The organism is Actinophytocola sp. KF-1, assembly GCF_054661535.1.
In genome coordinates this window covers 398204-417907 of the sequence record NZ_BAAFVK010000009.1, presented here as the reverse complement: position 1 = coordinate 417907, position 19704 = coordinate 398204, and the positions used below count along the sequence as shown (strand labels likewise).

Genomic DNA, 19704 nt, shown 5'->3' with positions numbered 1-19704 from the left:
CCCGCGGCGAGGATGACGTGCGCGCTCAGGCGGCGCGGCGGCCGAACGCGCCCGGTCCGGCGTGGAACAGGCCGATCAGCAGCACCCCCGCGCTCACCGCGGCGAAGGCGGCGACCGGGTGCGCGGGCAGGTCGGCCTGCCACAGCACGAGCGCGGCGAGCACGAACCCGGACCAGCCCGCCAGCAGGTTGGGGATCGGGCCGTTGCCGAAAGCGCAGGGGTACGCCCGCTTGGTGATGCCGCGGACGAAGTGGGGGAGCGCGTTGCCCGCGAGCACGCCGCCGAGCAGGCCGAGCAGGATCGTGTGCCACATCAGGGTTTCTCCTGGAGCTGGGGGAGCAGGACGGTGTCGACGAGCTTGGCGAGGAAGTCGTCGTCGAGCGGCTCGCCGGTGACCAGCCTGCGCGACAGCAGGGTGGCGGAGGTCAGCTCGGCGAGCCACGCGTGGTCGGCGCCCTCGGGCAGCACCGTCGCGAACGCCTCGTGCTTGTGCTCGAACACGGCCGTGCGGACGGTCGCGGCCAGCTCGGGGTCGTGCCGCATCGCACCCAGCAGCCCGAGCACGAGCGCGGCGTCCTGCCCGACGAGGCTCTCGCGCAGTGCACGCAGGAGGGCGAGCAGGTCGGTGCGCAGGTCGCCGGTCGGCGCGGGCGCGACGAGCGCGGTACCCGCGAGACGGCTGACGGCCGCGCTCACCAGGGGAGCCTTGTGCGACCACCGCCGGTAGACGGTCGCCTTGCTCGCGTTCGCCCTGGCCGCCACCGCCTCCACCGTGAGCCGGTCGTACCCGATCTCGGTGAGCAGTTCCATGGTCGCGTGGAGGATCGCCTCTTCACGAACGTCACTGCGCGGTCGAGGAGCCATAAACGAAACGGTACCGTTTCGAAACGGTACCGTGCAACCGGGTGGTCAGATCGAACCCGAGACCCTGCGGGTGCCGAGCGGCCTCGTGACGGCTGTGATGGCTACTGCTCGTTCCTCGAGACGATCCTGGGGCTCCTGTGCACCCGGTCGAAGTGCCGCCACCACGAGTTTGGCCGCGCGGATCACGTCGGAGTCCACAGGGGGATCCGGAGCGGTGGTGCCGTCGACGACGGTCTGGTGAACCGTGCGGTAGGAGTAGACGAGCAGCAGCGCGATCGCCGCGAAGCACGGCAACCACACGATGGTCTGGAAGCCGTCGAGATCGAGAGAACGCGCTGACTCGGCGACGACCACCAGCTCGCCGATCGCGCCTGACACCGTCAGGGTCGCGGCCGCGAACAACCCCGAGATGCGAAATATCTTGTTCCGTTTCGTGGCCAGGAACAGGACAGGACCGGCAGCCACGAAGGCGACCGCGATCGCCGCGCCGACGGTGGCGAGTGCGATCGACTGCTCGGAGTCCTCGCCGAGGATTGCCTTCACGACGTCCGACGAGCCCAGGACCCCGGTCAGCAGACCGCCGATGACGGTCACGTTGCCTGCCCAGCTGTCCTTGAAGGACCACGCCGCGTCGAGGTACGGCAACTCGTCCTCGTCGCGCGTGCTCATCTCCCGCCGCCACAGCATGGTCGCCACCGCGGCGAACAACAGAAGCACCGCGGGGAACACGAGGAGCACGGACCACGTGGATGCGGCCGCGGGTGGTGCCTTGACTATGACGTCCACTTGCGTCGGTGGCGCGATCACCAGGATCCGCAGCCCGGTGTCGGGGACGGGACAGGTCTCCGGGACAGTGATCGTGACCGTCGTGGGTTGCGCGCGGGGAAGCGTGTCCGGCTGGGCGCCGAGTCCGCAGTCGGCGGCCGGCTTGCGCGGTCGGACGACGATGTCCAGATCCTCACCGGTCAGATTGGTGACGGTGAGCGCCACCGTTCGGTTGTCACTCAGGTCAGGCGTCGTGTCGTCCACCGTGAAGTAGGCCGGGTCGGCCACGGCCCGCGGCGTGCAGGTCAGCATCGCCGCGATGACCACGACCGCGAACAGCGCACCCCTCATCGAACAACCCCCGTTCGAACACGGAACGTATGGGGGAATTCGCGGGTAGGCTCGGGACCGTTACGGCGAACGGAGCAGGCGACATGGCTGGCGAGCAGGAACCGATCGACGCGGAGATCGTCGAGGAGAGCAAGGCGCTGGACGCGCCGCCGCCGGTGGTGGCGCCCGGGGACTACACCGAGGCGGGGGTCCCGACCTTCGACTACGTGCGCGACCGCATCGAGAACCGGGTCAACACGGGGGTCGGGGCGGCCGAGCTGGCCGACGCCACGCCGGCGGGCAAGGCCGTCGAGGACCAGTTCGAGGCGCGCAGGAAGGCCGGGCTCGACAAGCTCGAGGAGATCCGCCGCTCGATGCGCAACGGCTAGGCCAGCGGCGCGAGGTCGAAGCGGCCCCACGCGATGAACGCCGCCAGGGCGAGGTAGGCGACGTTCAGCAGCACCAGCTTGTACTGGCCCAGGCGGCCGTGGGTGATCATCGCGCCGATCATCAGCAGGATCCAGCAGACGGCGGTCACCGGCACCATGACCGGTGCCACGCCGACCACGGCGGGCAGGATCAGGCCGACCGCGGCCAGCAGTTCGAGGACCCCGAGCGTCCTGACGAAACCGGTGCTGGCCGTCGCGGTCCATTCGCCGCCATGTGCCGCGGCCAGCTTTTCCTTGGGCAGGAACGACTTCGTCGTGCCGCCGAGGAGGGCGACCGCGGCGAGCAGGCCGGTGGTGATCCACAGTGCGAGGTTCATGAGCTTCTCCTTCGTTCTCGAAGGCATGACTCGGCGCGGCCGCACGACGTAACCGAACGTGAAGCAGATCACGGCTCCGTCGGCAGGCTCACCCGGAACGTGGCGCCTGCGCCCGGCTTCGTCTCCAGCGCGACCTCGCCGCCGTGCGCGGTGACCAGCGACCACACGATCGCCAGGCCAAGTCCTGCGCCCCCGCCCTGGTCGCGGGTGCGGGACGGGTCGGCCCGGTAGAACCGGTCGAACACCTTCGCCGCCGCCTCCGGGGGCAGGCCCGGGCCGCTGTCGGCCAGTTCCAGCACCGACCACCCGTCCACCGTGCCGACGCCGACGCGTACCGGCGAGCCTGCCGGCGTGTGGGCGATCGCGTTCCCGACGAGGTTGCTCACCACCTGCCGCAGCCGTGCCTCGTCGCCTGCCACCGGGGCCGCCGCCGGGTCCGGGTCGGCGCCAAGGCCGGTGAGCGTCACCGGGCGGGCCGGGTCCAGCGCCCGCAGGTCGTGGAGCGCGTCCGCCGCCAGCGTCCGCAGGTCCATCGGGGCGCGCCGCAGCGCAAGGTCCCGTTCGTCGAGCTGCGCGAGCAGCAGCAGGTCGTCCACCAAACCCGTCAGCCGCAACGACTCCCGTTCGATGCGGTCCATCGTCGCGTCGATCTCCGCGCCGCCCATCCGGTACAGCTGCGCGAAGCCGCTGATGCCCGCGAGCGGCGTGCGCAGCTCGTGGCTCGCGTCCGCGACGAACCGGCGCAGCCGCTCCTCCGACCGCGCGCGTGCCGCGACCGCCGCCTCGATCTGCGCCAGCATCCCGTTCAGCGACGCGGTCAGCCTCCCGACCTCTGTCGTGCCGGCCGCCGTGGGCGGGACCCGGCGGGACAGGTCACCGCCCGCGATCGCCGCCGCCGTCTCCTCGATGCGGCGCAGCGGGCGCAGGCCGGCACGCACCCAGAACCAGCCGACGGTCGCCAGCACCACCAGCAGGCCGGCGCCGACGAGCAGGCACAGCAGCCGCACCCCGTTCATCGTCGCGTCCACCTGGGACAGTGCGCCCGCCACCACCACGCTGCCGTCGCCGGACCGGCTCGGCAGCGCCATCACCCGCCAGCCCGGCACCTCGAACGGGTCGCCGTGGCGCGCCAGCACGGTCGCCCGGTCCAACGTGGGCAGTTCGGGCACCGACGTGCCGCGCAGCGACAGCGTCGGCCGCCCGTCCTCGTCCAGGTAGGACAGGTAGAGGTGGTCGAGCGGCGTGCCGGCGGGGACGGCAGGCGCGTCGCCGGCCAGGTTGCGCAGCAGCGGCTCCGGCACCCCCGACAGCACCCCGGCCGCGAGCGTCACCTGCATGTCGACCCGCTCCACCAGCGGTTTGCGCAGCGCCACCAGCACCACGGCGTCGCTCGCGACCATCCCGGTCACCAGCAGCGCCATCGCGATCAGCAGGACCCGCGCCCGCAGCGACAGGCGCCTCATCGCGGCCCGCGCAGCACGTACCCGACGCCGCGGACGGTGTGGATCAGCCGCGGTTCCCGGTTGTCCACCTTGCGCCGCAGGTAGCTGATGTACGACTCGACGATGCTCGCGTCGCCGCCGAAGTCGTAGCGCCACACGTGGTGCAGGATCTGGCCGCGTTCGAGCACCCGGTCGACGTTCTCCATCAGGAACCGCAGCAGCGTGAACTCGGTGGGGGACAACGACACCGGCTCGCCGCCCCGGGTGACGAGCCGGGCCGCCACGTCCAGTTCCAGGTCGCCGACCGCCAGCACGTCCCGCCCGAACCCGCCCGCGCGGCGCAGGATCGCGCGGATGCGGGCGATCAGCTCCTCCAGCCGGAACGGCTTGGTCACGTAGTCGTCGCCACCGGCGGTCAGCCCGGTCACCTTGTCCTCGCCCGCGTCGCGGGCGGTGAGGAACAGCACCGGCACGTCCCGGCCGGGTGCCGCGCCGTCCCGCAGGCGGCGCAGCACCTCGAACCCGTCGACGTCGGGCAGCATGACGTCCAGCACCACCAGGTCGGGCGGCCGGTGCGCGGCGATCCGCAGCGCCTCGGTGCCGCTCGCGGTGGCGGACACCGCGAACCCGGCGAACCGCAGGCTCGCCGCGAGCAGCTCACGCAGCGTCGGGTCGTCCTCCACCACGAGCAGGTTGGCGCTCATGTGCGTTGACGATGCCAGTACCGGCCCGCCGCGACGAGCAGCCACGCCACCGTCCCGGCCGCGAGCCCCACGACGGCCGCGACCGGCACGTCCCCGGCCACCCCGAGCTCGACGCGGAACGGCCCGGCGGCGACGTCGAGCGCCGCGCCGCCGAGCCACGCCATCACGGCGAGGCACACCGCCGCCACCCACGGCGCGTGCCGGCCCGCGAACACCGCCACGAGCACGACGACCACGACCGCCAGCACCGCGAGCGGCCACACCGGCAGGGCCAGCGGGCCCACGTCGCCGGTGTCGATCGTCGGCAGCGGCAGGTCCGGGCCGTGCACCCGCCACGGCACCCCGAGACCGCGGGTGAGCGCCACGCACAGCAGGTTCGGCGCGGCGAGCACCACCGTGCCGAGCACCCGTGCGCCGCCCGGGACGGCCAGGGCCGCGCCGGCGACGATCGAGAACCCGCCCGCGCCCATGAGGACCGCGATGATCCGGCGCGCCCGCGGCAGCCACCACGTCGCCACGCGCAGACCGAGCACGACGGCAAGCCACGTGACGCCGCCGAACAACGTCGGCCAGAAGCGGACGTCCAGCTGCCCGGCAGGCAGGAACGGCAGCACGACCAGGCCCGTGACGAACACGCCGGCGGCCCCGGCCACGCGCGGCCACGTGGTGAGGGGGACCGCCAGGAGGCACGCGCCGACCAGGGAGACGCCCAGCGGGAGGACGGAGACCGAGCCGCTCACCACGGCCGGGCCCACGTCCTGGCTGATCCCGGCCGTCCCGCCGACAGCGAGCGCGACGACCGCCGGGGTGGCGGCGGCGCCGAGGTCGAGGAGCCGGACGCCGAGCAGCGCCCACCCCGCCATGCCCGCCCACGCCACGATCGCGGCCGCGGCGCCCGCCGCGACCCCGGCCACGGTGTGACGAAGTGGTCCTTCATGGCGGTCCGGTGCGGGCATCACGTGTCCCTCGTCCGGAAGACCGTGTAGCCCGCCGCGCAGACCGCCGCCACGAAGGCGCACAGCACCGCGAACCCCTGCCACGGCCCCAGCGCCCCCGGCACGGGCACCACCGTCACGACGCTCTCGCCCGCCGCCGTCGGCCAGTACTGGTTCATCCACTCGCGCCACGACTCCGGCAGCGTCTGCGCCACGAGCCGCACCACCAGCGTCACCGCCACCAGTGTCCCGATCGCGCCCGCCGTCGACCGCAGCGCCGTGCCGAGACCGAGGCCCAGCAATCCCACCGCCGCCAGGTACAGGCCGCTGCCGACGACCGCACGTAGCACGTCCGGCTGGTCCAGCGTCGCGTGCGGCGCACCGGCACCGGCGATCATGGCCTGCCCCACGAAGAACGACGCGAACCCGATCACCTGCCCCAGCAGCACCGCCGCGGCCGACAGCACCACCGCCTTCGCCGCCAGCAGCCTGCCGCGCCGCGGCGCCGCGACGACCGACGGCTGGATCGTGCCGGTCGCGTACTCGGCCGACATCACCAGCACGCCCAGCACCCCGATCGCCAGCTGCGCCACGGTGATGCTGGTCAGGCTGGCCGCCGTGGGATCCCAGCTCTCGCCGGCCGCGCGCGCCTGCGCCGACGCGGACAGCGCGCCGACCCCGACCCCCAGCACCGCGGTGACGACCATCGTGAGCCACGTCGACCGCAGGCTCCGGAACTTCGTCCACTCGGCACGTACGAGGTTCATGCCCGCACCCCGTACTCGACCGCGTCGCTGGTGAGCGCCATGAACACGTCCTCGAGGGACCCCAGCCGCGGCGTCAGCTCCGACAGCGCGATCCCCTCCGCGGCGGCGAGCCTGCCGATCTCGGCCGCCGTCAGCCCTTCGGCCACCAGGGCGTCCACTTCGGACCGCAGCGCGGCGCCCGCCCTGCGCAGCACGTGCGCCAGCCGGTCGGGCTCGTCGCTGCGGACCAGCACGGACTCGTCGCCGTGGGTGCGCAGGAAGTCGTCGATGCCGGTGTCCGCGATGAGCCGCCCGCGCCCGATGACCACCAGGTGCTGCGCGGTCATCGCCATCTCGGACATGAGGTGGCTCGACACCAGCACCGCGCGGCCCTCGGCTGCCATGTCCCGCATCAGCGTGCGGATCCAGCGGATGCCCTCCGGGTCGAGGCCGTTGACCGGCTAGTCGAACATCAGCACCGGCGGGTCGCCGAGCAACGCGCCCGCGATGCCGAGCCGCTGCGCCATGCCCAGCGAGAACGTCCCCGCGCGGCGCCCCGCGACGTCCGCGAGACCGACGAGCCCCAGCACCTCGTCGACGCGCTTGCTGCCGATGCCCGCGGTCTGCGCGAGCGCGCGCAGGTGGTTCGCGGCGGTGCGGCCGGGGTGGACGGCACGCGCGTCGAGCAGCGCGCCGACGACGTGCAGCGGGTGCGCCAGCTCCGCGTACCGCTTCCCCCGAACGGTGACGCTGCCCGCCGTCGGGGCGTCCAGCCCGAGCACCAGCCGCATGGTCGTGGACTTGCCCGCGCCGTTCGGGCCCAGGAACCCGGTCACCCGCCCGGGCGCGACGGTGAACGTGAGGTCGTCGACGGCGAGCTTGTCGCCGTAGCGTTTCGTGAGGCCACGGGCCTCGATCGGGTCACTCATGCCGTCAGGCTGTCGACGGCGGGTGACGGCTTCCTGGGAACCGGCGCGCCGTCGTGGGCGAACGCCGCCGGGTTCCCAGGAAACTCCCAGGAACCCGCCGGGTCCGGCCGACCGGCTCGGTCAGCCGGGCAGTTCGACCGCCGCCGCCGGGTCGACCTGGTCGCAGACCGGCTTGTCCTCGGGCCGCCGGAGGTGGTCGCAGCCGAACGAGTGGTCGTCGGGCGTCCACAGGTCGACGCGCGTGAAGACGGCGCCCTCCCGAGGGTCGAGCGTCCGTTCGGTCACCGGTCCCGCCGGCCGGCCCGGACTGGTCCCTTGCATCAGGTGCGTGATCGGCACGTCGATGACGATCGACACCACCTCCGCGCCCGCCAGGAACCGCTGTGGTTCGAAGGTGAGGAGCCGCCGCCAGCTCCCTCGGTCCTCGATGTAGCCGCGGCCGACGAGTGGCTGGTCGAAGGCGGAACCACTCATCCGGATCGTGCCGTGGACCCGTTGTGACCCGTCGTACGCGGGAGCACCCGCGACCATGTCCCTGGACATGGAGAAGTACCACCAGCTGGGGTCGGCCCAGGGGTGTCCGGACATGTCGTCGTCCATGAACACGTCGATCTGCCGGATCAGCACGTCGTCCGGATGGGTGTTGCGCACGGCCACGGTGATCCGGTCGACACCGGTCGCGAACGAGTGCCCCACATCCATGACGTCGAGGACGCCCTGGTGCGAAGGCATGCCGTCGGTCGGGGCGCCCTCTGGCATGACCGGGGCACCCCAGCCGTCCCCGTCCGGGGTGGGCGGACGCCGGGACTGGTCGCCTGTTCCCGGTGTGCCGGTCGGTCCGGGCAGGGTCGCCCCGGTCGACGGCCGTTCCTGGGAGGGACCGGCCGTCGACGTGCCGCCTGCCGCGAGCGGGCCTGTCCGCGGTGCCTCGGGAGTGTGGTCCGCGTTCACCTCGTAACCCGGCGCCCGCCGTTCGGGGATGGCGAACACCGAGGCGACCAGGAACAGCGTCGCCGCGAGGGCCACCGCACGCCGGACCACCGGCCACCGGAATTCCCGCACCATCGGCTTTGCCGGGAAAACCCACTTCGCGATGGGCGGCAACCGGGGAATCCTGCCGCGTGGCGGGCGGACGTGCCGCGGTTGCCCGGTCAGCACCCGCAGCAATCCCTCCGCGCCATCGTCGGAGATCGCGTCGACGACGAAATGGCTGGCGGCGGCGGGCTGGGTGAACACGGGCAGTTCGTGGACCGAACGGCCGGGCAGGACCACCGGCAGCACCTTGCGCAGCCACGTCGCGCGGTCGGCGTAGAGCAGATCACGCAGGATGGCCGTTTCCGCTTGCACACCACGATGTCTGTCGCTGTCGACGGTCCCGTCCCCGACGGCCCGGTACATCGGCGACGCCACGACGAGCACGAAGTCGGCGGCCTGGATTTCCCGCAGCATCCAGGCGAACCAGTCCTGCCGGGAATCGGCGCTCCAGTGGTCGAACTCCACGTGGATGCCGCACGCCACCAGAAAACTGGCCAATTCAAGGACAGCGGCCACGTGATTGTCGTCGTCGTGGGCATAGCTCAGAAAGACCGTCGGTCCGCCGGGCCGGGATTCTTCGGGCGTCATGACACGTCCTACGCGAGATTGCCGTCCGAGACGGATATTAGAGCAGATTCCCGCCGTGCGGTTGTCGTGCGCTTTCTCGTGCGCACCCCGGGCCGTCACCGCTGTGGCCGGTACCTCCGCCACCGGCATCGATTCGTCGATTCGGGCCGCGTCGTGCCGGCGCGCTCCCTAGACTCCGGTGGCAGTGAGGCAACGCGACCCTGGGGGGCGACATGACCGGTGCCATCCTCGATCCGGACGGCGCGCGTGCCCGTCTCGAGGCCTGGAAGGGCCGGATCGACAAGCTGGCCGCCGACACGAAGGCCATGAGCGACCAGCTGCAGGACGTGCGCGTCACCGCCGCCGATCCGAACGGGCTGACCGAGGTCACGGTCGACTCCACCGGCATGCTGCTCGACCTGCGCCTGACCGACCGCATCCACCGCACCGACCCGGCCGTCGTCGCGCAGGCGATCATGGGCGCGATCCGCGACGCGCGGAACCGGGTGGCCGACCGGTCGCAGGAGATCATCGCGGAGACCGTCGGGACCGAGTCGGCCGCGGCGCGGGCCATCGCCGAGAGCGTCGACCGGCGGTTGCGGGCCGCGGCGGGTGACGACGCCCCGGCCGTGGCCGAGGTGCCCGACGACGAGGACGGGTTCGACGTCCGCGACGACCTCGGGCGGTTACCGTGGGCGACTACGAGGTCAACACCGAGCAGCTCCGCACGCACGCCGCGAACATCGACGCCATCAAGGCGCGCTTCGAGGCGGTCAAGGGCGCCAGCGCGCACATCGCACAGGACGACCAGGCGTACGGCCTGCTGTGCGGGTGGATCGCAGGCGTCCTCGAGGGCCGCCACACCAGGCAGGACGAGCTGCTCTCGTTCGCCGAGAACAACCTGGCGCTGGTGGCGCAGGAGCTGCGGCAGAGCGCCGACGACTACGACGCCATGGAGGACGACAACAAGCGCCGCATCAACGCCGCGGGCAAGGGGTTGCGATGAACAACCCGTTGATCGCGCCGGTCGAGTCGTCGCGGGAGGTGTGGACCGGGTCGTCGCTCGCCGACAGCATCGAGGGCCTGGTCGACGCGATCAAGTCCGAGGGCTGGGTCGACGACGTGCTGGCGGGCGCGGGTCTCGCGGTCGAGGTCGCGGCGACCGTCATGGACCCGATCAGCGCCCTGCTCGCCAACGGCCTCGGCTGGGCGATGGAGTACTTCGAGCCGCTGCGGGAGATGCTCGACGAGCTGACCGGCAAGCCCGACGTCGTCGCCGCGCACGCCGCCACCTGGAACAACATGGCCACCGAGTTGGCGAGCATGGCGACCGACCTGGAGCAGCACGTCAAGAACGACATGCCCGACTGGAAGGGCGGCGCAGCGCACGCCTACCAGCGGTTGATGGCTAACAACGTGCAGGCCATCAACGGGCTCGCGGCCATCTCGGCGGGGGTCGCGGCGGCCACCGAGGGCGCGGGCGGGCTGGTCGAGATGACCCGCGAGATCGTCCGCGACCTGATCGCCGACCTCGTCGCCCGCGTGATCGTGTGGGCGGTCGAGGCGATCTTCGTGGTGACGATCCCGGTGATCGCGTCGCAGATCGCCGCGGCGGTCGTGAAGTGGGCCGGGCGCATCCTGACCTACACGGTCGGCCTGATCACCAGCCTGACCAACCTCACGAAGCTCCTGGACGGGTAGCGGCATGGTGAAACTGCTCGCGTTGCTGGTGCTCGCCGTCCGGTTCGCACTGCACCAGCGGCGGCCACCCGGCGGCGACGGCCCCGACGGTCCGGACGGTCCCGGTGGCCGCCGCCGGCCCGGCGACGGCAACACCCCCAAGGCGCCCGACAACCTCAAGGGCGCGCAGCAGTCCGCCGAGGACAGCCTGAAGAAGGGGGAGCCGCCCGGCGGTGGCCGTCAGCGCCCGGGCGAAGGTGAGGGCGAAGGCGAGGAAGGCAGGCCGCCGGACGACAGCACCGACGCCAACAACGACGGCGAGGAAGGCGCGTTCACCACCCCGCAGCCCGACGGCGTGCCCAAGAAGCGGGACGACAAGTGGCTCAAGAAGAACGGCGTCGACCCGCACGAGGTGAAGGGCGACCTGCCCGGTCCGATGAGCCACTTCGACCTGTACGTGGACCGCTCCGGCAACATCTGGGCGGTCCGCAAGGGCGCCGACCCGCGCTCGGGCGAGTACGTCGGCAACATGGACGACTACGCTGACTGATGGTGACTTCGAGGGAGTGACGCCTTGACCAGGGAGATCGACAGCGTGCCCGCCGGGTACCCCGGGTTCCGGGTGCGCGATCCCGCGGCGCTGCGCTCCACACCGGCGACGCTGCGGCGGGTCGCGCACGCGAAACTGTCCTCTGTGGAGTTCTTCAGCGCGTCGCTGCGCGGCGAGAGCTTCGTGTTCACGCCGTGGCTGACCACGCTCATCGACCACGGCGGCGCCATGCGGTTCCTCGGCGTGTACCGCAGCGACCCGGTCGAGGACTTCGGCGACGACGAGCCGCCCGCGGACGCGGTCCGCTGGCTCGGCGTCCGCAGGTCGGAGTGGATCCGGGACGTGGACATCGCCCAGGCGAACCAGGCGCCGGACGTCGGCCGGTACCTCGCCGCGGGCCCGCAGCTGTCGGAGCGGTACACGTTCGCCACGAGCGACGCCGTGCCCCAGGTCCTCGACGCGACCCGCAGGCTGGTGGCGGACCTGGCCAGGGGGGTCACGGTCAGCGCGCCGGGGACACCGGACTCGCGGTGGCACGAGGTGACGGTCGACGTCGCCGACGACGCCTTCGTCGCGAGCCTGAACTACTCGCCGCTGCTGGCGCGCTGCGAGGTCGTCGAGTCGCTGCTGCCGTACTGGCTCGACGTCGCGGACCGCGCGGCGCTGGCGGGCGGGGTCGCGCCGGACGACGAGATCGACCTGTCGGTCCGCCGGTCGGTGCCGGAGATCGTCAACGCGCCGTACCGGGCCCCGCGGGGGCGCTGACCGGCCGCTCCGCCCCCTGCGTGTTCAGCGCAGCGCGACCGTCAGCAGGACCACCGCGTCGGTGAGCGCCGTCAACCCGTGGCGCTGGTGGGGGACGGCGACCAGGTGACCGGCGTCCAGGACCCACTCGAGGTCGCGGGTGTGGAGCCGGACCCGGCCCTCGACCACCTGCAACGTAGCCGCGGTCGGGGCGTCGTGGTCGGCCATCGTCGCGCCCTCGCACAGGGCGATCAGCGTCGCGCGCATGGCGGTGCCCGTGACGACCGTCCGTGCGGTGCGGCGTGAGTCGTGGCCACGGGCGTCCGTGAGCAGCTCCTTCGCCGCCGTGTCGAGTTCGGTGATATCCGGGTGACCGGTCATCGCACACGCTCCCAGCCTCGTCGCGCCGTCGTTGCTGATCCAGTCCAACAGGTTCACCGGGTTCTCGCTCGCCGGGCCGCCGCCGGGAACCGGCCCGCGCGCGGACGCGTCCCACCCGCCGAAGGGCGCTTTCGGGGCAGGGGTGTTGCCGCGAAGGCGCCCTTCCAGGTCGCCCATGTTCCTACCTTCGTAGGGTTGCCGGGATTTTCTTTCCCGGTGCGGCTGGGCGAGCCCGACCGACGTGATGGCCACGACGATGTGCTGACGCCGGACCGTGAACGGGTGGCCCCGGCGGTCAGCCGTCCGTCACGGTCCCGTCGACCACGTGCAGGTGCCGTGTCGTGTGGACGGCGGCCAGCATGCGGCGGTCGTGCGTCACCAGCAGCAGCGTGCCCGGGTAGTTCGCCAGCGCCGACTCCAGCTGCTCGATCGCGGGCAGGTCGAGGTGGTTCGTCGGCTCGTCGAGTACCAGCAGGTTCACGCCGCGGGCCTGCAGCAACGCCAGCGCGGCGCGGGTCCGCTCGCCCGGTGACAGGCTGTCCGCGGGCCGCAGCACGTGTTCGGCGGTCAGCCCGAACTTCGCGAGCAACGTGCGCAGTTCCTGCGGCGTCGCCGACGGCAGCTGCGCCTCGAACGCGGCGAGCAGCGTCCGGTCGTCGGTGAACAGCGCGCGGGCCTGGTCCACCTCGCCGATCAGCACGCCGGAACCCAGCGTCGCCGTGCCCTCGTCGAGCGGCAGCCTGCCGAGCAGCGCGGCCAGCAGCGTCGACTTGCCCGCCCCGTTGGCGCCGGTGATCGCGACCTTGTCCGCCCAGTCGATCTGCAGGTTCACCGGCCCGAGCGTGAACGAGCCGCGCCGCACCACCGCGCCGCGCAGCGCCGCCACGACCGTGCCGGACCGGGGCGCCGCGGCGATCTCCATCCGCAGCTCCCACTCCTTGCGCGGCTCCTCCACCACGTCGAGCCGCTCGATCATGCGGTCGGTCTGCCGCGCCTTCGCGGCCTGCTTCTCCGTCGACTCGACCCGCTTGTTCCTGCCGATCTTGTCGTTGTCGGACATCTTGCGGCGCGCGTTGCGCACGCCCTTGTCCATCCACGCGCGCTGCGTGCGGGCCCGCTGCTCCAGCCCCGCCTTCGTGTCGGCGTACTCCTCGTACCGCTCCCGCGCGTGCCGGCGCGCCACCTCGCGCTCGGCGAGGTAGGCGTCGTAGCCGCCGCCGTAGTGGTTGACCTGGTGCTGGTGCAGGTCCAGTTCGAGCACGGAGGTCACGGTCCGCGCCAGGAACTCGCGGTCGTGGCTCACCAGCACGGTCGCGGCGCGCAGGCCGGTCACGAACGTCTCCAGGCGCGCGAGGCCGTCGAGGTCCAGGTCGTTGGTCGGCTCGTCGAGCAGGAACACGTCGTACCGCGACAGCAGCAGGGACGCCATGCTCGCCCGCGCCGCCTGACCGCCGGACAGGGAGGTCATCGCCGCGTCCAGGCGCACCGTGAGCCCGAGGTCGGCGACCACCTCGTCCATCCGCTCGTCCAGGTCCGCGCCGCCCAGCGCGAGCCACCGCTCCAGCGCGACCGCGTAGTCCTCGTCGGCGCCCGGTTTCCCGTCGGCCAGCGCGGCGGTCGCGGCGTCGAGGTCGGCCTGCGCGGCCGTGACCCCCGTGCGGCGGCCGAGGAACGCGCGCACGTCCTCGCCCGGCCTGCGGTCCGGCTCCTGCGGCAGGTACCCGACGGTCGCCGTCGGCGGCGACAGCCGGATCGTGCCCTCGTCGGGTGCCCGGACCCCGCCGAGCATCCGCAGCAGCGTCGACTTCCCCGCCCCGTTGACCCCGACCAGCCCGACGACGTCGCCGGGCGCGACGACGAGGTCGAGCCCGGAGAAGAGGATGCGGTCCCCGTGTCCTGCCGCCAGCCCCTTGGCGACCAGTGTTGCGCTCATCGGGGACGAGCCTAGATATGGGAAAACCCCGCGGTGCTGCCAGGTCGGGGGTCCGCCAGCACCGTGGGGTTCACTGGAGTATTCGCGCCTGCCCGCTTCGGTGTTACCAACTAGTTTGGGCGTATGACGCCGGAGGAGTTGCTCACCACCACCCGTACCGTCCGCAAGCGGCTCGACCTGACCCGTCCCGTCCCGTTGGACCTGGTCAAGCGGGCCCTGACGGTCGCGCTGCAGGCGCCGAGCGGCTCGAACCGGCAGACGTGGGAGTGGATCGTCGTGACGGACGCCACTCAGCGCGCCCGGGTCGGCGCCGTGTACGCGAAGGCCTGCGCCGCCTACCTCGAGTCCGCGGGCGCCGCGGGCAAGCTGTTCGCCGACGACCCGGCGCGGTCGGCGGTGCAGAAGCGGGTGCACGACTCGGTGGCGTGGCTGGCCGAGCGGATGGGGGACGTGCCGGTGCTCGTGCTGCCGTGCCTGCGGACCGGCCGCGCGGAGCTGCCCGCAGGCAACCAGGCCGGGCTGTGGGGTTCGGTCCTGCCCGCCGCGTGGAGCTACATGCTGGCCGCGCGCTCACTCGGCCTCGGCACCGCGTGGACCACCCTGCACCTGACGTACGAGGACGAGGTCGCCGACATCCTCGGCCTCCCCGACGACGTGCACCAGGCGGCCCTGATCCCGACGGCCTACTACACGGGCGACACGTTCAAGCCCGCCAGGCGCCAGCCGCTGGACGAGGTCCTGCACGTGGACCGCTGGTAGCTCACCCGATCGCGGCGTTCACGCGTTCCGGGGCAAGCAGGTACTCCAGCATCAGGTGGGCCGCGCCCGTCACACCCGCCAGCCGACCGGTGCGGGTCGTGATCACCTGCAGGTCCTCGGTCGCCATGGGGAGGCAGCGTTCGTAGAGGGTGGACCGGATGCTCGCCACGAACGGTTCCGCGCGGCTGAACTGGCCGCCGACCACCAGCACGTCCGGGTTGAAGAAGTTCACGATCGTCGCCAGGACCTCGCCCGTCGCCTGGCCTGCCTCGCGCAGCATGCGGGTGGTCACCGGGTGGGCGTCGCGGGCCAGTTCGACCACCGACGCCGGGTCGGTGACGGGCACGCCGGCCGCGGTCAGGTCGCGGACCAGGGCCGCGCCGCTCGCCACCGCGTCCAGGCAGCCGTTGCGGCCGCACGAGCACTCGACGTCCTCGCGGCCGTGCACCGCCAGGTGGCTGATGTCGCCCGCCGCGCCGACCGCGCCGTGGTGCAGCCTGCCGGACGCGATCACGCCGCAGCCGATGCCGGTGCCCGCCTTCACGTAGACCAGGTGCTCGACCGGGTCCGCGCTGTGCTCGCCGACCGCCATGAGGTTCGCGTCGTTGTCGACGACCACCGGCAGATCCGTGTGCTCGGCCAGCACCTCGCGCACGTCCACGCCGTTCCACCCCGGCATCCGCGACGGTGACACGACGCGCCCGGTGCGCGCGTCGACCGGACCCGGCACGCCGACGGTGACGCCCCGCAGCGGGATCGCCGGGTCGGCCAGCCGCTCCACCTCGGCCAGCGCCCCCGCGAGGACCGCCGACGGGCCGTCGGCGATGCGCACCGGCTGCTCGTGCTCGACGAGCAGCGTGCCGCACATGTCGAACACCGCCAGCGACGCGTGGTGGCTGCCCAGGTCGATCGCCGCGACCGAGCCGGAGTCCGCGCGCAGCGCGAGCTTGCGGGGCCGCCGGCCGCCGTGGGACTTCCCGTCACCCGCCTCCCGCAGGTAGCCGTGGTCGATCAGCGCCTGCACCCGGCCCGCCGCGGTCGACGCCGAGACACCGAGCAGCTTCGCCACGTCGGACCGGGACGCCGCCGCGCCGGACCGGATCAACTGCAGCACGCCGCCGGGGGAGTCGGGCGCGGCCTGGGGACCAGTCATGGGCTACTTCATACCAGCTTGTTACGAACTCGTCTTGACTTGTTTCGATTTTTGGACTTACGGTTCCGACATCCGGCGTAAGTCGAAGGGAACTCTCCATGAAGCGTCGTGTGTTCGTTGCCATGACCGGCGCACTCGCCGTCGTGCTCGCCGGGTGCGGCGGCGGGGGTGACTCGGCCGTGCCGCCCGCCGGTGGCGGCGGGGCCACGAGCCCGGACCTGTTCGCGGACGCGCCCAAGGCGCCCGCCGACGCGATCCTGCCCGGCTCCACCATGGAGAAGATCAAGCAGCGCGGGAAGCTCGTGGTCGCCGAGGCGCTCGACGCGCCGCTGCTGTCCCAGCAGAACCCGTCGAACCCGGACGAGGTCACCGGTTTCGACGCCGACCTCGCGAAGCTGCTCGCCGTCTACATCCTCGGCAAGCCCGAGGTGGAGATCGTGCCGCCGGCCACCGAGACCCGCGAGGCGCTGCTCGCCAACGGCACGGTCGACGTCGTGTTCAACACGTACACGATCACCGAGGAGCGGGCCCAGCAGGTCGCGTTCGCCGGGCCGTACTTCGAGTCCGGGCTCGCGGTCGCCGTGAAGAGCGACAACAGCGACATCAAGGGCATCGACGACCTGGCGGGCAAGACCGTGATCGTCGGCGCCAACACCCCGGCCGTCACCGCGGTGCCGGAGAAGGTGCCGAGCGCGAACGTCGTCCAGTTCGGCACCGACCCGCAGGCCGTGACCGCGCTGCTGCAGGGCCGCGGCGACGCCTACGTGCAGGACCTGACGCTGCTCGCCAGCAACGCCAAGGCCAACCCGAAGCTCAAGGTCGTCGGCAACCCGTTCACCACAGAGCCGTACGGCATCGGCCTCAAGCACGGGGACGACGACTTCAAGGAGTTCGTCAACGACTGGCTGGAGAAGATCCAGGACGGCGGCCAGTGGGCGACGGTCTGGGAGAACTCGCTCGGCACGGTCGTCGACGCCGAGGCGCCGGAGCCGCCCGCCATCGGCTCGGTCCCCGGGTCCTGATGGACGCACTGCTCGGCAACCTCGCCCCGCTGCTGCAGGGCCTCGTCACCACGCTGTGGATGGCGGCCCTGTCGGCAGTGGGCGCGCTGGTGCTCGGCGTGGTCGTGACGGCGATGCGCGTCAGCCCGCTCCCGGTGCTGCGCGGCGTCGCCTTCGCGTACGTGCAGCTGTTCCTGAACGTGCCGCTGCTCGCGCTGCTGGTGCTGTTCGTGTTCGCGCTGCCCGACGCCGGACTGCTGATGCCGCTGCCGATGACCGCGGTCGTCGTGCTGGTCATCTACGAGGCGGCGTACGTCGCCGAGGCCGTCCGGTCGGGCGTCAACACGGTCGCGCTCGGCCAGGCGGAGGCGGCGCGGGCGCTCGGGCTCACGTTCCGGCAGACGCTCGGGTCGGTGATCCTGCCGCAGGCCCTGCGGGCGGTCGTGCAGCCGGTCGGCAACGTGATGATCGCGCTGGTGATGAACACGGCCCTGTTCGCCGCGGTCGGGATCGTGGAGCTGACGGCCGCCGCGAACAAGACCAACCTCGTCCACGCGCAGCCGATCCCGATCTTCGTCGGCGCCGGGCTCACGTACATGGCGCTGGCGCTGCTGATCGGCGCCGGGACCGGGTGGCTGGAGCGACGGGTGGCGATCGTGCGATGAGCACCGTGTTGTACGACGCGCCGGGCCCGCGCACCCGGCGGCGGATCCTCGTCTGGTCGGTCGTCAGCGCGCTCGTGCTGGCCGGGCTGGCCGGGCTCGGGGTGTGGCAGTTCGCCGCGCACGGCCAGCTGGACGCGGCGAAGTGGGCGCCGTTCACGCAGTGGCCGATCTGGGAGTACCTGTTCACCGGCCTGCTCGGCACGCTGGAAGCCGCCGCGTACGTGGCCGTGCTGAGCGCCGCGGCGGGCGTTTTCCTCGCCCTGGGCCGGCTTTCCCGCGTGCGGCCGGTGCGCTGGCTCGCGACCGGGTACATCGAGATCGCGCGCACGCTGCCCGTGCTGCTGATGATCTACGTGACCCTGTTCGCGCTGCCGTCCGCCGGGGTGAACCTGCCGACGCTGTGGAAGCTCGTGCTGCCGCTGACCGTCGCGAACGCGGCGGCGTTCGCGGAGATCTTCCGGGCCGGCATCCTGAGCCTCCCGAAGGGACAGTCGGAGGCCGCCGTCTCCTTGGGACTGTCCGGGGCGCAGACGATGCGGCACGTGGTGCTGCCGCAGGCGGTCCGGCACGTGACGCCGTCGCTCGTGAGCCAGCTGGTGAGCCTGCTGAAGGACACCTCGCTGGGGTACGTGGTCGCGTTCACGGAGCTGCTGTACCGGGCGCAGGTGCTGTCGGCGTACAACCACCTGCTGGTGCAGACGTTCCTCGTGGTGACGTTCATCTACCTGGTGTGCAACGGAACGCTGTCGTTCGCCGCGCACCGGCTGCAACGCTGGGAGAAGCATGGCTGAGCTGGCGGTCGTCGAGCGGTCCGGGTTCGTCGAGAGCAGGCACTACGGCACGCTCGTCGGCCTGGCCGCCGACGGGTCGGTCGCGGTGTCGCTCGGCGCGGTGTCGGCGCCGATCCTGCCGAGGTCGTCGACGAAACCGTGGCAGGCGGCGGGATGCCGCGCGGCCGGGCTGGAGCTGTCCGCGGCCGGGACCGCGCTGTCCGCGGGCAGCCACACCGGCGAGGACCGGCACGTCGCGCTGGTGCGGGAGATCCTCGCCGGTGCCGGGCTGTCCGAAGAGGACCTGCGGTGCCCTGCCGACTGGCCGGAGGACGAGGCGACCCGGCACCGCATGATCCGCGACGGTGAGGGTCCGAGCCGGGTGCGGATGAACTGCTCCGGCAAGCACGCGGCGATGCTCGCGACCGCGGTCCGCAACGGCTGGTCCACCCACGACTACCTGTCCCCGGACCACCCGGTGCAGAAGACGATCCGCGACCGCGTCGAGGCCGTGGCCGGTTCGGTGGCGCACGTGGCCGTCGACGGCTGCGGCGCGCCGCTGTTCTCGACGACGGTCCCCGGCCTGGCCCGCGCGGCCCGCGCCATGGCGACCGCGCCGCTGCGCACCCCGGAGGGCGCGGTGGCCGCCGCGATGCGTGCCGAGCCGGACTTCGTCGGCGGCACAGGACACGAGAACACCGAGTTCATGCGGCTCGTGCCGGGCGCCATCTGCAAGGGCGGCGCCGAGGGCGTGCTCATGGCCGCCGCCGCGACCGGCCAGGCCGTCGCCATGAAGGTGGTCGACGGCAGCCCACGCGCGACCACGCTGCTGGCGCTGACCGTGCTCGGCGCGCTCGGCGTGAACGTGTCGGCCGCGGCAAAGCTCGGCGAGCTGCCCGTGCTGGGCGGCGGCGTGCCGGTCGGCGAGATCCGGGTGAGCGACGAGGTCCGCGCCGCCCTGTCCTGAACCGCGCTACCGTGCCGG

General features: G+C 72.5%; 22 protein-coding genes and 2 pseudogenes. 11 read left to right on the top strand and 13 right to left on the bottom strand.

All coding sequences use genetic code 11. The features are described from left to right. Nucleotides 1-25 precede the first annotated feature (25 nt). Genes ACYQ77_RS28055 through ACYQ77_RS28045 form a run of 3 tightly spaced genes read right to left on the bottom strand, consistent with a single transcriptional unit; the run spans nt 26 to nt 1980 of the window. Nucleotides 26-313 carry a hypothetical protein gene (locus ACYQ77_RS28055; protein WP_459716442.1) on the bottom strand — a complete coding sequence of 96 codons (288 nt, stop codon included), beginning with the start codon at nt 311-313 and terminating at the stop codon, nt 26-28. Further along, the gene (locus tag ACYQ77_RS28050; protein ID WP_459716441.1) at nt 313-864 is read right to left on the bottom strand and encodes a TetR/AcrR family transcriptional regulator; all 552 of its coding nucleotides are present in this window, start codon (nt 862-864) and stop codon (nt 313-315) included. Before ACYQ77_RS28050 ends, ACYQ77_RS28055 begins: the two co-directional genes overlap by 1 nt. Before the next feature lie 45 nt (nt 865-909). Further along, nucleotides 910-1980: a hypothetical protein gene (locus ACYQ77_RS28045; protein ID WP_459716439.1), complete on the bottom strand. Its 1071-nt coding sequence runs from the start codon at nt 1978-1980 to the stop codon at nt 910-912. 83 nt (nt 1981-2063) lie between these two features. Here ACYQ77_RS28045 and ACYQ77_RS28040 point away from each other — a divergent pair, with 83 nt between their 5' ends. Beyond that, entirely contained in the window at nt 2064-2348 is a 285-nt protein-coding gene (locus ACYQ77_RS28040; RefSeq protein ID WP_459716437.1) for a hypothetical protein, read from the top strand. Here ACYQ77_RS28040 and ACYQ77_RS28035 read toward each other — a convergent pair. The 7 genes and pseudogenes from ACYQ77_RS28035 to ACYQ77_RS28005 form a co-directional block, all read right to left on the bottom strand. Beyond that, the gene (locus tag ACYQ77_RS28035; RefSeq protein WP_459716436.1) at nt 2345-2725 is read right to left on the bottom strand and encodes a DoxX family protein; all 381 of its coding nucleotides are present in this window, start codon (nt 2723-2725) and stop codon (nt 2345-2347) included. The genes ACYQ77_RS28040 and ACYQ77_RS28035 overlap by 4 nt on opposite strands. Nucleotides 2726-2793: 68 nt before the next feature. Further along, complete coding sequence (locus tag ACYQ77_RS28030; protein ID WP_459716434.1) at nt 2794-4188, bottom strand: sensor histidine kinase; 1395 nt, start codon at nt 4186-4188, stop codon at nt 2794-2796. Further along, the gene (locus ACYQ77_RS28025; RefSeq protein ID WP_459716433.1) at nt 4185-4871 is read right to left on the bottom strand and encodes a response regulator transcription factor; all 687 of its coding nucleotides are present in this window, start codon (nt 4869-4871) and stop codon (nt 4185-4187) included. Before ACYQ77_RS28025 ends, ACYQ77_RS28030 begins: the two co-directional genes overlap by 4 nt. Then, complete coding sequence (locus tag ACYQ77_RS28020; protein WP_459716431.1) at nt 4868-5785, bottom strand: hypothetical protein; 918 nt, start codon at nt 5783-5785, stop codon at nt 4868-4870. The genes ACYQ77_RS28025 and ACYQ77_RS28020 overlap by 4 nt, the downstream gene beginning before the upstream one ends. Nucleotides 5786-5826: 41 nt before the next feature. Then, nucleotides 5827-6573: an ABC transporter permease subunit gene (locus ACYQ77_RS28015; RefSeq protein ID WP_459716430.1), complete on the bottom strand. Its 747-nt coding sequence runs from the start codon at nt 6571-6573 to the stop codon at nt 5827-5829. Beyond that, nucleotides 6570-7481: pseudogene (locus tag ACYQ77_RS28010) on the bottom strand (ATP-binding cassette domain-containing protein). The gene ACYQ77_RS28015 and the pseudogene ACYQ77_RS28010 overlap by 4 nt, the downstream one beginning before the upstream one ends. A 120-nt stretch (nt 7482-7601) precedes the next feature. Further along, the gene (locus tag ACYQ77_RS28005) at nt 7602-9233 is read right to left on the bottom strand and encodes an SEFIR domain-containing protein (protein WP_459716429.1); all 1632 of its coding nucleotides are present in this window, start codon (nt 9231-9233) and stop codon (nt 7602-7604) included. Between the two features lie 83 nt (nt 9234-9316). Here ACYQ77_RS28005 and ACYQ77_RS28000 point away from each other — a divergent pair. The 5 genes and pseudogenes from ACYQ77_RS28000 to ACYQ77_RS27980 form a co-directional block, all read left to right on the top strand. Beyond that, nucleotides 9317-9619: pseudogene (locus tag ACYQ77_RS28000) on the top strand (YbaB/EbfC family nucleoid-associated protein); the annotation flags it as partial. 155 nt (nt 9620-9774) lie between these two features. Beyond that, complete coding sequence (locus ACYQ77_RS27995) at nt 9775-10089, top strand: type VII secretion target (protein WP_459716427.1); 315 nt, start codon at nt 9775-9777, stop codon at nt 10087-10089. Further along, complete coding sequence (locus ACYQ77_RS27990; protein ID WP_459716425.1) at nt 10086-10784, top strand: WXG100 family type VII secretion target; 699 nt, start codon at nt 10086-10088, stop codon at nt 10782-10784. Before ACYQ77_RS27995 ends, ACYQ77_RS27990 begins: the two co-directional genes overlap by 4 nt. Nucleotides 10785-10788: 4 nt before the next feature. Beyond that, complete coding sequence (locus tag ACYQ77_RS27985; RefSeq protein WP_459716423.1) at nt 10789-11313, top strand: polymorphic toxin type 33 domain-containing protein; 525 nt, start codon at nt 10789-10791, stop codon at nt 11311-11313. A 24-nt stretch (nt 11314-11337) separates the two neighbouring features. Further along, nucleotides 11338-12078: a hypothetical protein gene (locus tag ACYQ77_RS27980; protein ID WP_459716422.1), complete on the top strand. Its 741-nt coding sequence runs from the start codon at nt 11338-11340 to the stop codon at nt 12076-12078. 24 nt (nt 12079-12102) lie between these two features. Here the strand turns inward: ACYQ77_RS27980 and ACYQ77_RS27975 are convergent, their stop codons facing one another. Further along, the gene (locus ACYQ77_RS27975; RefSeq protein WP_459716420.1) at nt 12103-12615 is read right to left on the bottom strand and encodes a cupin domain-containing protein; all 513 of its coding nucleotides are present in this window, start codon (nt 12613-12615) and stop codon (nt 12103-12105) included. Nucleotides 12616-12733: 118 nt separating this feature from the next. Continuing rightward, on the bottom strand, nt 12734-14371 hold the full coding sequence (locus tag ACYQ77_RS27970; protein WP_459716418.1) for an ABC-F family ATP-binding cassette domain-containing protein: 1638 nt from the start codon (nt 14369-14371) through the stop codon (nt 12734-12736). Nucleotides 14372-14494: 123 nt separating this feature from the next. Between ACYQ77_RS27970 and ACYQ77_RS27965 the strand changes: the two genes are divergently transcribed. Further along, nucleotides 14495-15130 carry a nitroreductase family protein gene (locus ACYQ77_RS27965; protein WP_459716416.1) on the top strand — a complete coding sequence of 212 codons (636 nt, stop codon included), beginning with the start codon at nt 14495-14497 and terminating at the stop codon, nt 15128-15130. 1 nt (nt 15131) lies between these two features. Here the strand turns inward: ACYQ77_RS27965 and ACYQ77_RS27960 are convergent, their stop codons facing one another. Beyond that, entirely contained in the window at nt 15132-16283 is a 1152-nt protein-coding gene (locus tag ACYQ77_RS27960; RefSeq protein ID WP_459716414.1) for an ROK family protein, read from the bottom strand. 98 nt (nt 16284-16381) lie between these two features. Here ACYQ77_RS27960 and ACYQ77_RS27955 point away from each other — a divergent pair, with 98 nt between their 5' ends. The 4 genes from ACYQ77_RS27955 to ACYQ77_RS27940 are packed head-to-tail and all read left to right on the top strand — an operon-like array spanning nt 16382 to nt 19686. Beyond that, a complete protein-coding gene (locus ACYQ77_RS27955; protein ID WP_459716412.1) occupies nt 16382-17305 on the top strand; it encodes a glutamate ABC transporter substrate-binding protein in 924 nt (307 codons plus the stop codon). Next, the gene (locus tag ACYQ77_RS27950) at nt 17305-17949 is read left to right on the top strand and encodes an amino acid ABC transporter permease (RefSeq protein WP_459716411.1); all 645 of its coding nucleotides are present in this window, start codon (nt 17305-17307) and stop codon (nt 17947-17949) included. Before ACYQ77_RS27955 ends, ACYQ77_RS27950 begins: the two co-directional genes overlap by 1 nt. Continuing rightward, nucleotides 17946-18740: an amino acid ABC transporter permease gene (locus ACYQ77_RS27945; RefSeq protein WP_459716409.1), complete on the top strand. Its 795-nt coding sequence runs from the start codon at nt 17946-17948 to the stop codon at nt 18738-18740. Before ACYQ77_RS27950 ends, ACYQ77_RS27945 begins: the two co-directional genes overlap by 4 nt. Then, on the top strand, nt 18733-19686 hold the full coding sequence (locus tag ACYQ77_RS27940) for an asparaginase (protein WP_459716408.1): 954 nt from the start codon (nt 18733-18735) through the stop codon (nt 19684-19686). The genes ACYQ77_RS27945 and ACYQ77_RS27940 overlap by 8 nt, the downstream gene beginning before the upstream one ends. Nucleotides 19687-19704 lie beyond the last annotated feature (18 nt).

What these genes read in the sequence shown, in the direction of transcription:
- ACYQ77_RS28055 (WP_459716442.1), bottom strand. Translation starts at nt 313, where the DNA reads ATGTGGCACACGATCCTGCTCGGCCTGCTCGGCGGCGTGCTCGCGGGC.
- ACYQ77_RS28050 (WP_459716441.1), bottom strand. Translation starts at nt 864, where the DNA reads ATGGCTCCTCGACCGCGCAGTGACGTTCGTGAAGAGGCGATCCTCCAC.
- ACYQ77_RS28045 (WP_459716439.1), bottom strand. Translation starts at nt 1,980, where the DNA reads ATGAGGGGTGCGCTGTTCGCGGTCGTGGTCATCGCGGCGATGCTGACC.
- ACYQ77_RS28040 (WP_459716437.1), top strand. Translation starts at nt 2,064, where the DNA reads ATGGCTGGCGAGCAGGAACCGATCGACGCGGAGATCGTCGAGGAGAGC.
- ACYQ77_RS28035 (WP_459716436.1), bottom strand. Translation starts at nt 2,725, where the DNA reads ATGAACCTCGCACTGTGGATCACCACCGGCCTGCTCGCCGCGGTCGCC.
- ACYQ77_RS28030 (WP_459716434.1), bottom strand. Translation starts at nt 4,188, where the DNA reads ATGAGGCGCCTGTCGCTGCGGGCGCGGGTCCTGCTGATCGCGATGGCG.
- ACYQ77_RS28025 (WP_459716433.1), bottom strand. Translation starts at nt 4,871, where the DNA reads ATGAGCGCCAACCTGCTCGTGGTGGAGGACGACCCGACGCTGCGTGAG.
- ACYQ77_RS28015 (WP_459716430.1), bottom strand. Translation starts at nt 6,573, where the DNA reads ATGAACCTCGTACGTGCCGAGTGGACGAAGTTCCGGAGCCTGCGGTCG.
- ACYQ77_RS28005 (WP_459716429.1), bottom strand. Translation starts at nt 9,233, where the DNA reads ATGCCGGTGGCGGAGGTACCGGCCACAGCGGTGACGGCCCGGGGTGCG.
- ACYQ77_RS27990 (WP_459716425.1), top strand. Translation starts at nt 10,086, where the DNA reads ATGAACAACCCGTTGATCGCGCCGGTCGAGTCGTCGCGGGAGGTGTGG.
- ACYQ77_RS27985 (WP_459716423.1), top strand. Translation starts at nt 10,789, where the DNA reads ATGGTGAAACTGCTCGCGTTGCTGGTGCTCGCCGTCCGGTTCGCACTG.
- ACYQ77_RS27975 (WP_459716420.1), bottom strand. Translation starts at nt 12,615, where the DNA reads ATGGGCGACCTGGAAGGGCGCCTTCGCGGCAACACCCCTGCCCCGAAA.
- ACYQ77_RS27970 (WP_459716418.1), bottom strand. Translation starts at nt 14,371, where the DNA reads ATGAGCGCAACACTGGTCGCCAAGGGGCTGGCGGCAGGACACGGGGAC.
- ACYQ77_RS27965 (WP_459716416.1), top strand. Translation starts at nt 14,495, where the DNA reads ATGACGCCGGAGGAGTTGCTCACCACCACCCGTACCGTCCGCAAGCGG.
- ACYQ77_RS27960 (WP_459716414.1), bottom strand. Translation starts at nt 16,283, where the DNA reads ATGACTGGTCCCCAGGCCGCGCCCGACTCCCCCGGCGGCGTGCTGCAG.
- ACYQ77_RS27955 (WP_459716412.1), top strand. Translation starts at nt 16,382, where the DNA reads ATGAAGCGTCGTGTGTTCGTTGCCATGACCGGCGCACTCGCCGTCGTG.
- ACYQ77_RS27950 (WP_459716411.1), top strand. Translation starts at nt 17,305, where the DNA reads ATGGACGCACTGCTCGGCAACCTCGCCCCGCTGCTGCAGGGCCTCGTC.
- ACYQ77_RS27945 (WP_459716409.1), top strand. Translation starts at nt 17,946, where the DNA reads ATGAGCACCGTGTTGTACGACGCGCCGGGCCCGCGCACCCGGCGGCGG.
- ACYQ77_RS27940 (WP_459716408.1), top strand. Translation starts at nt 18,733, where the DNA reads ATGGCTGAGCTGGCGGTCGTCGAGCGGTCCGGGTTCGTCGAGAGCAGG.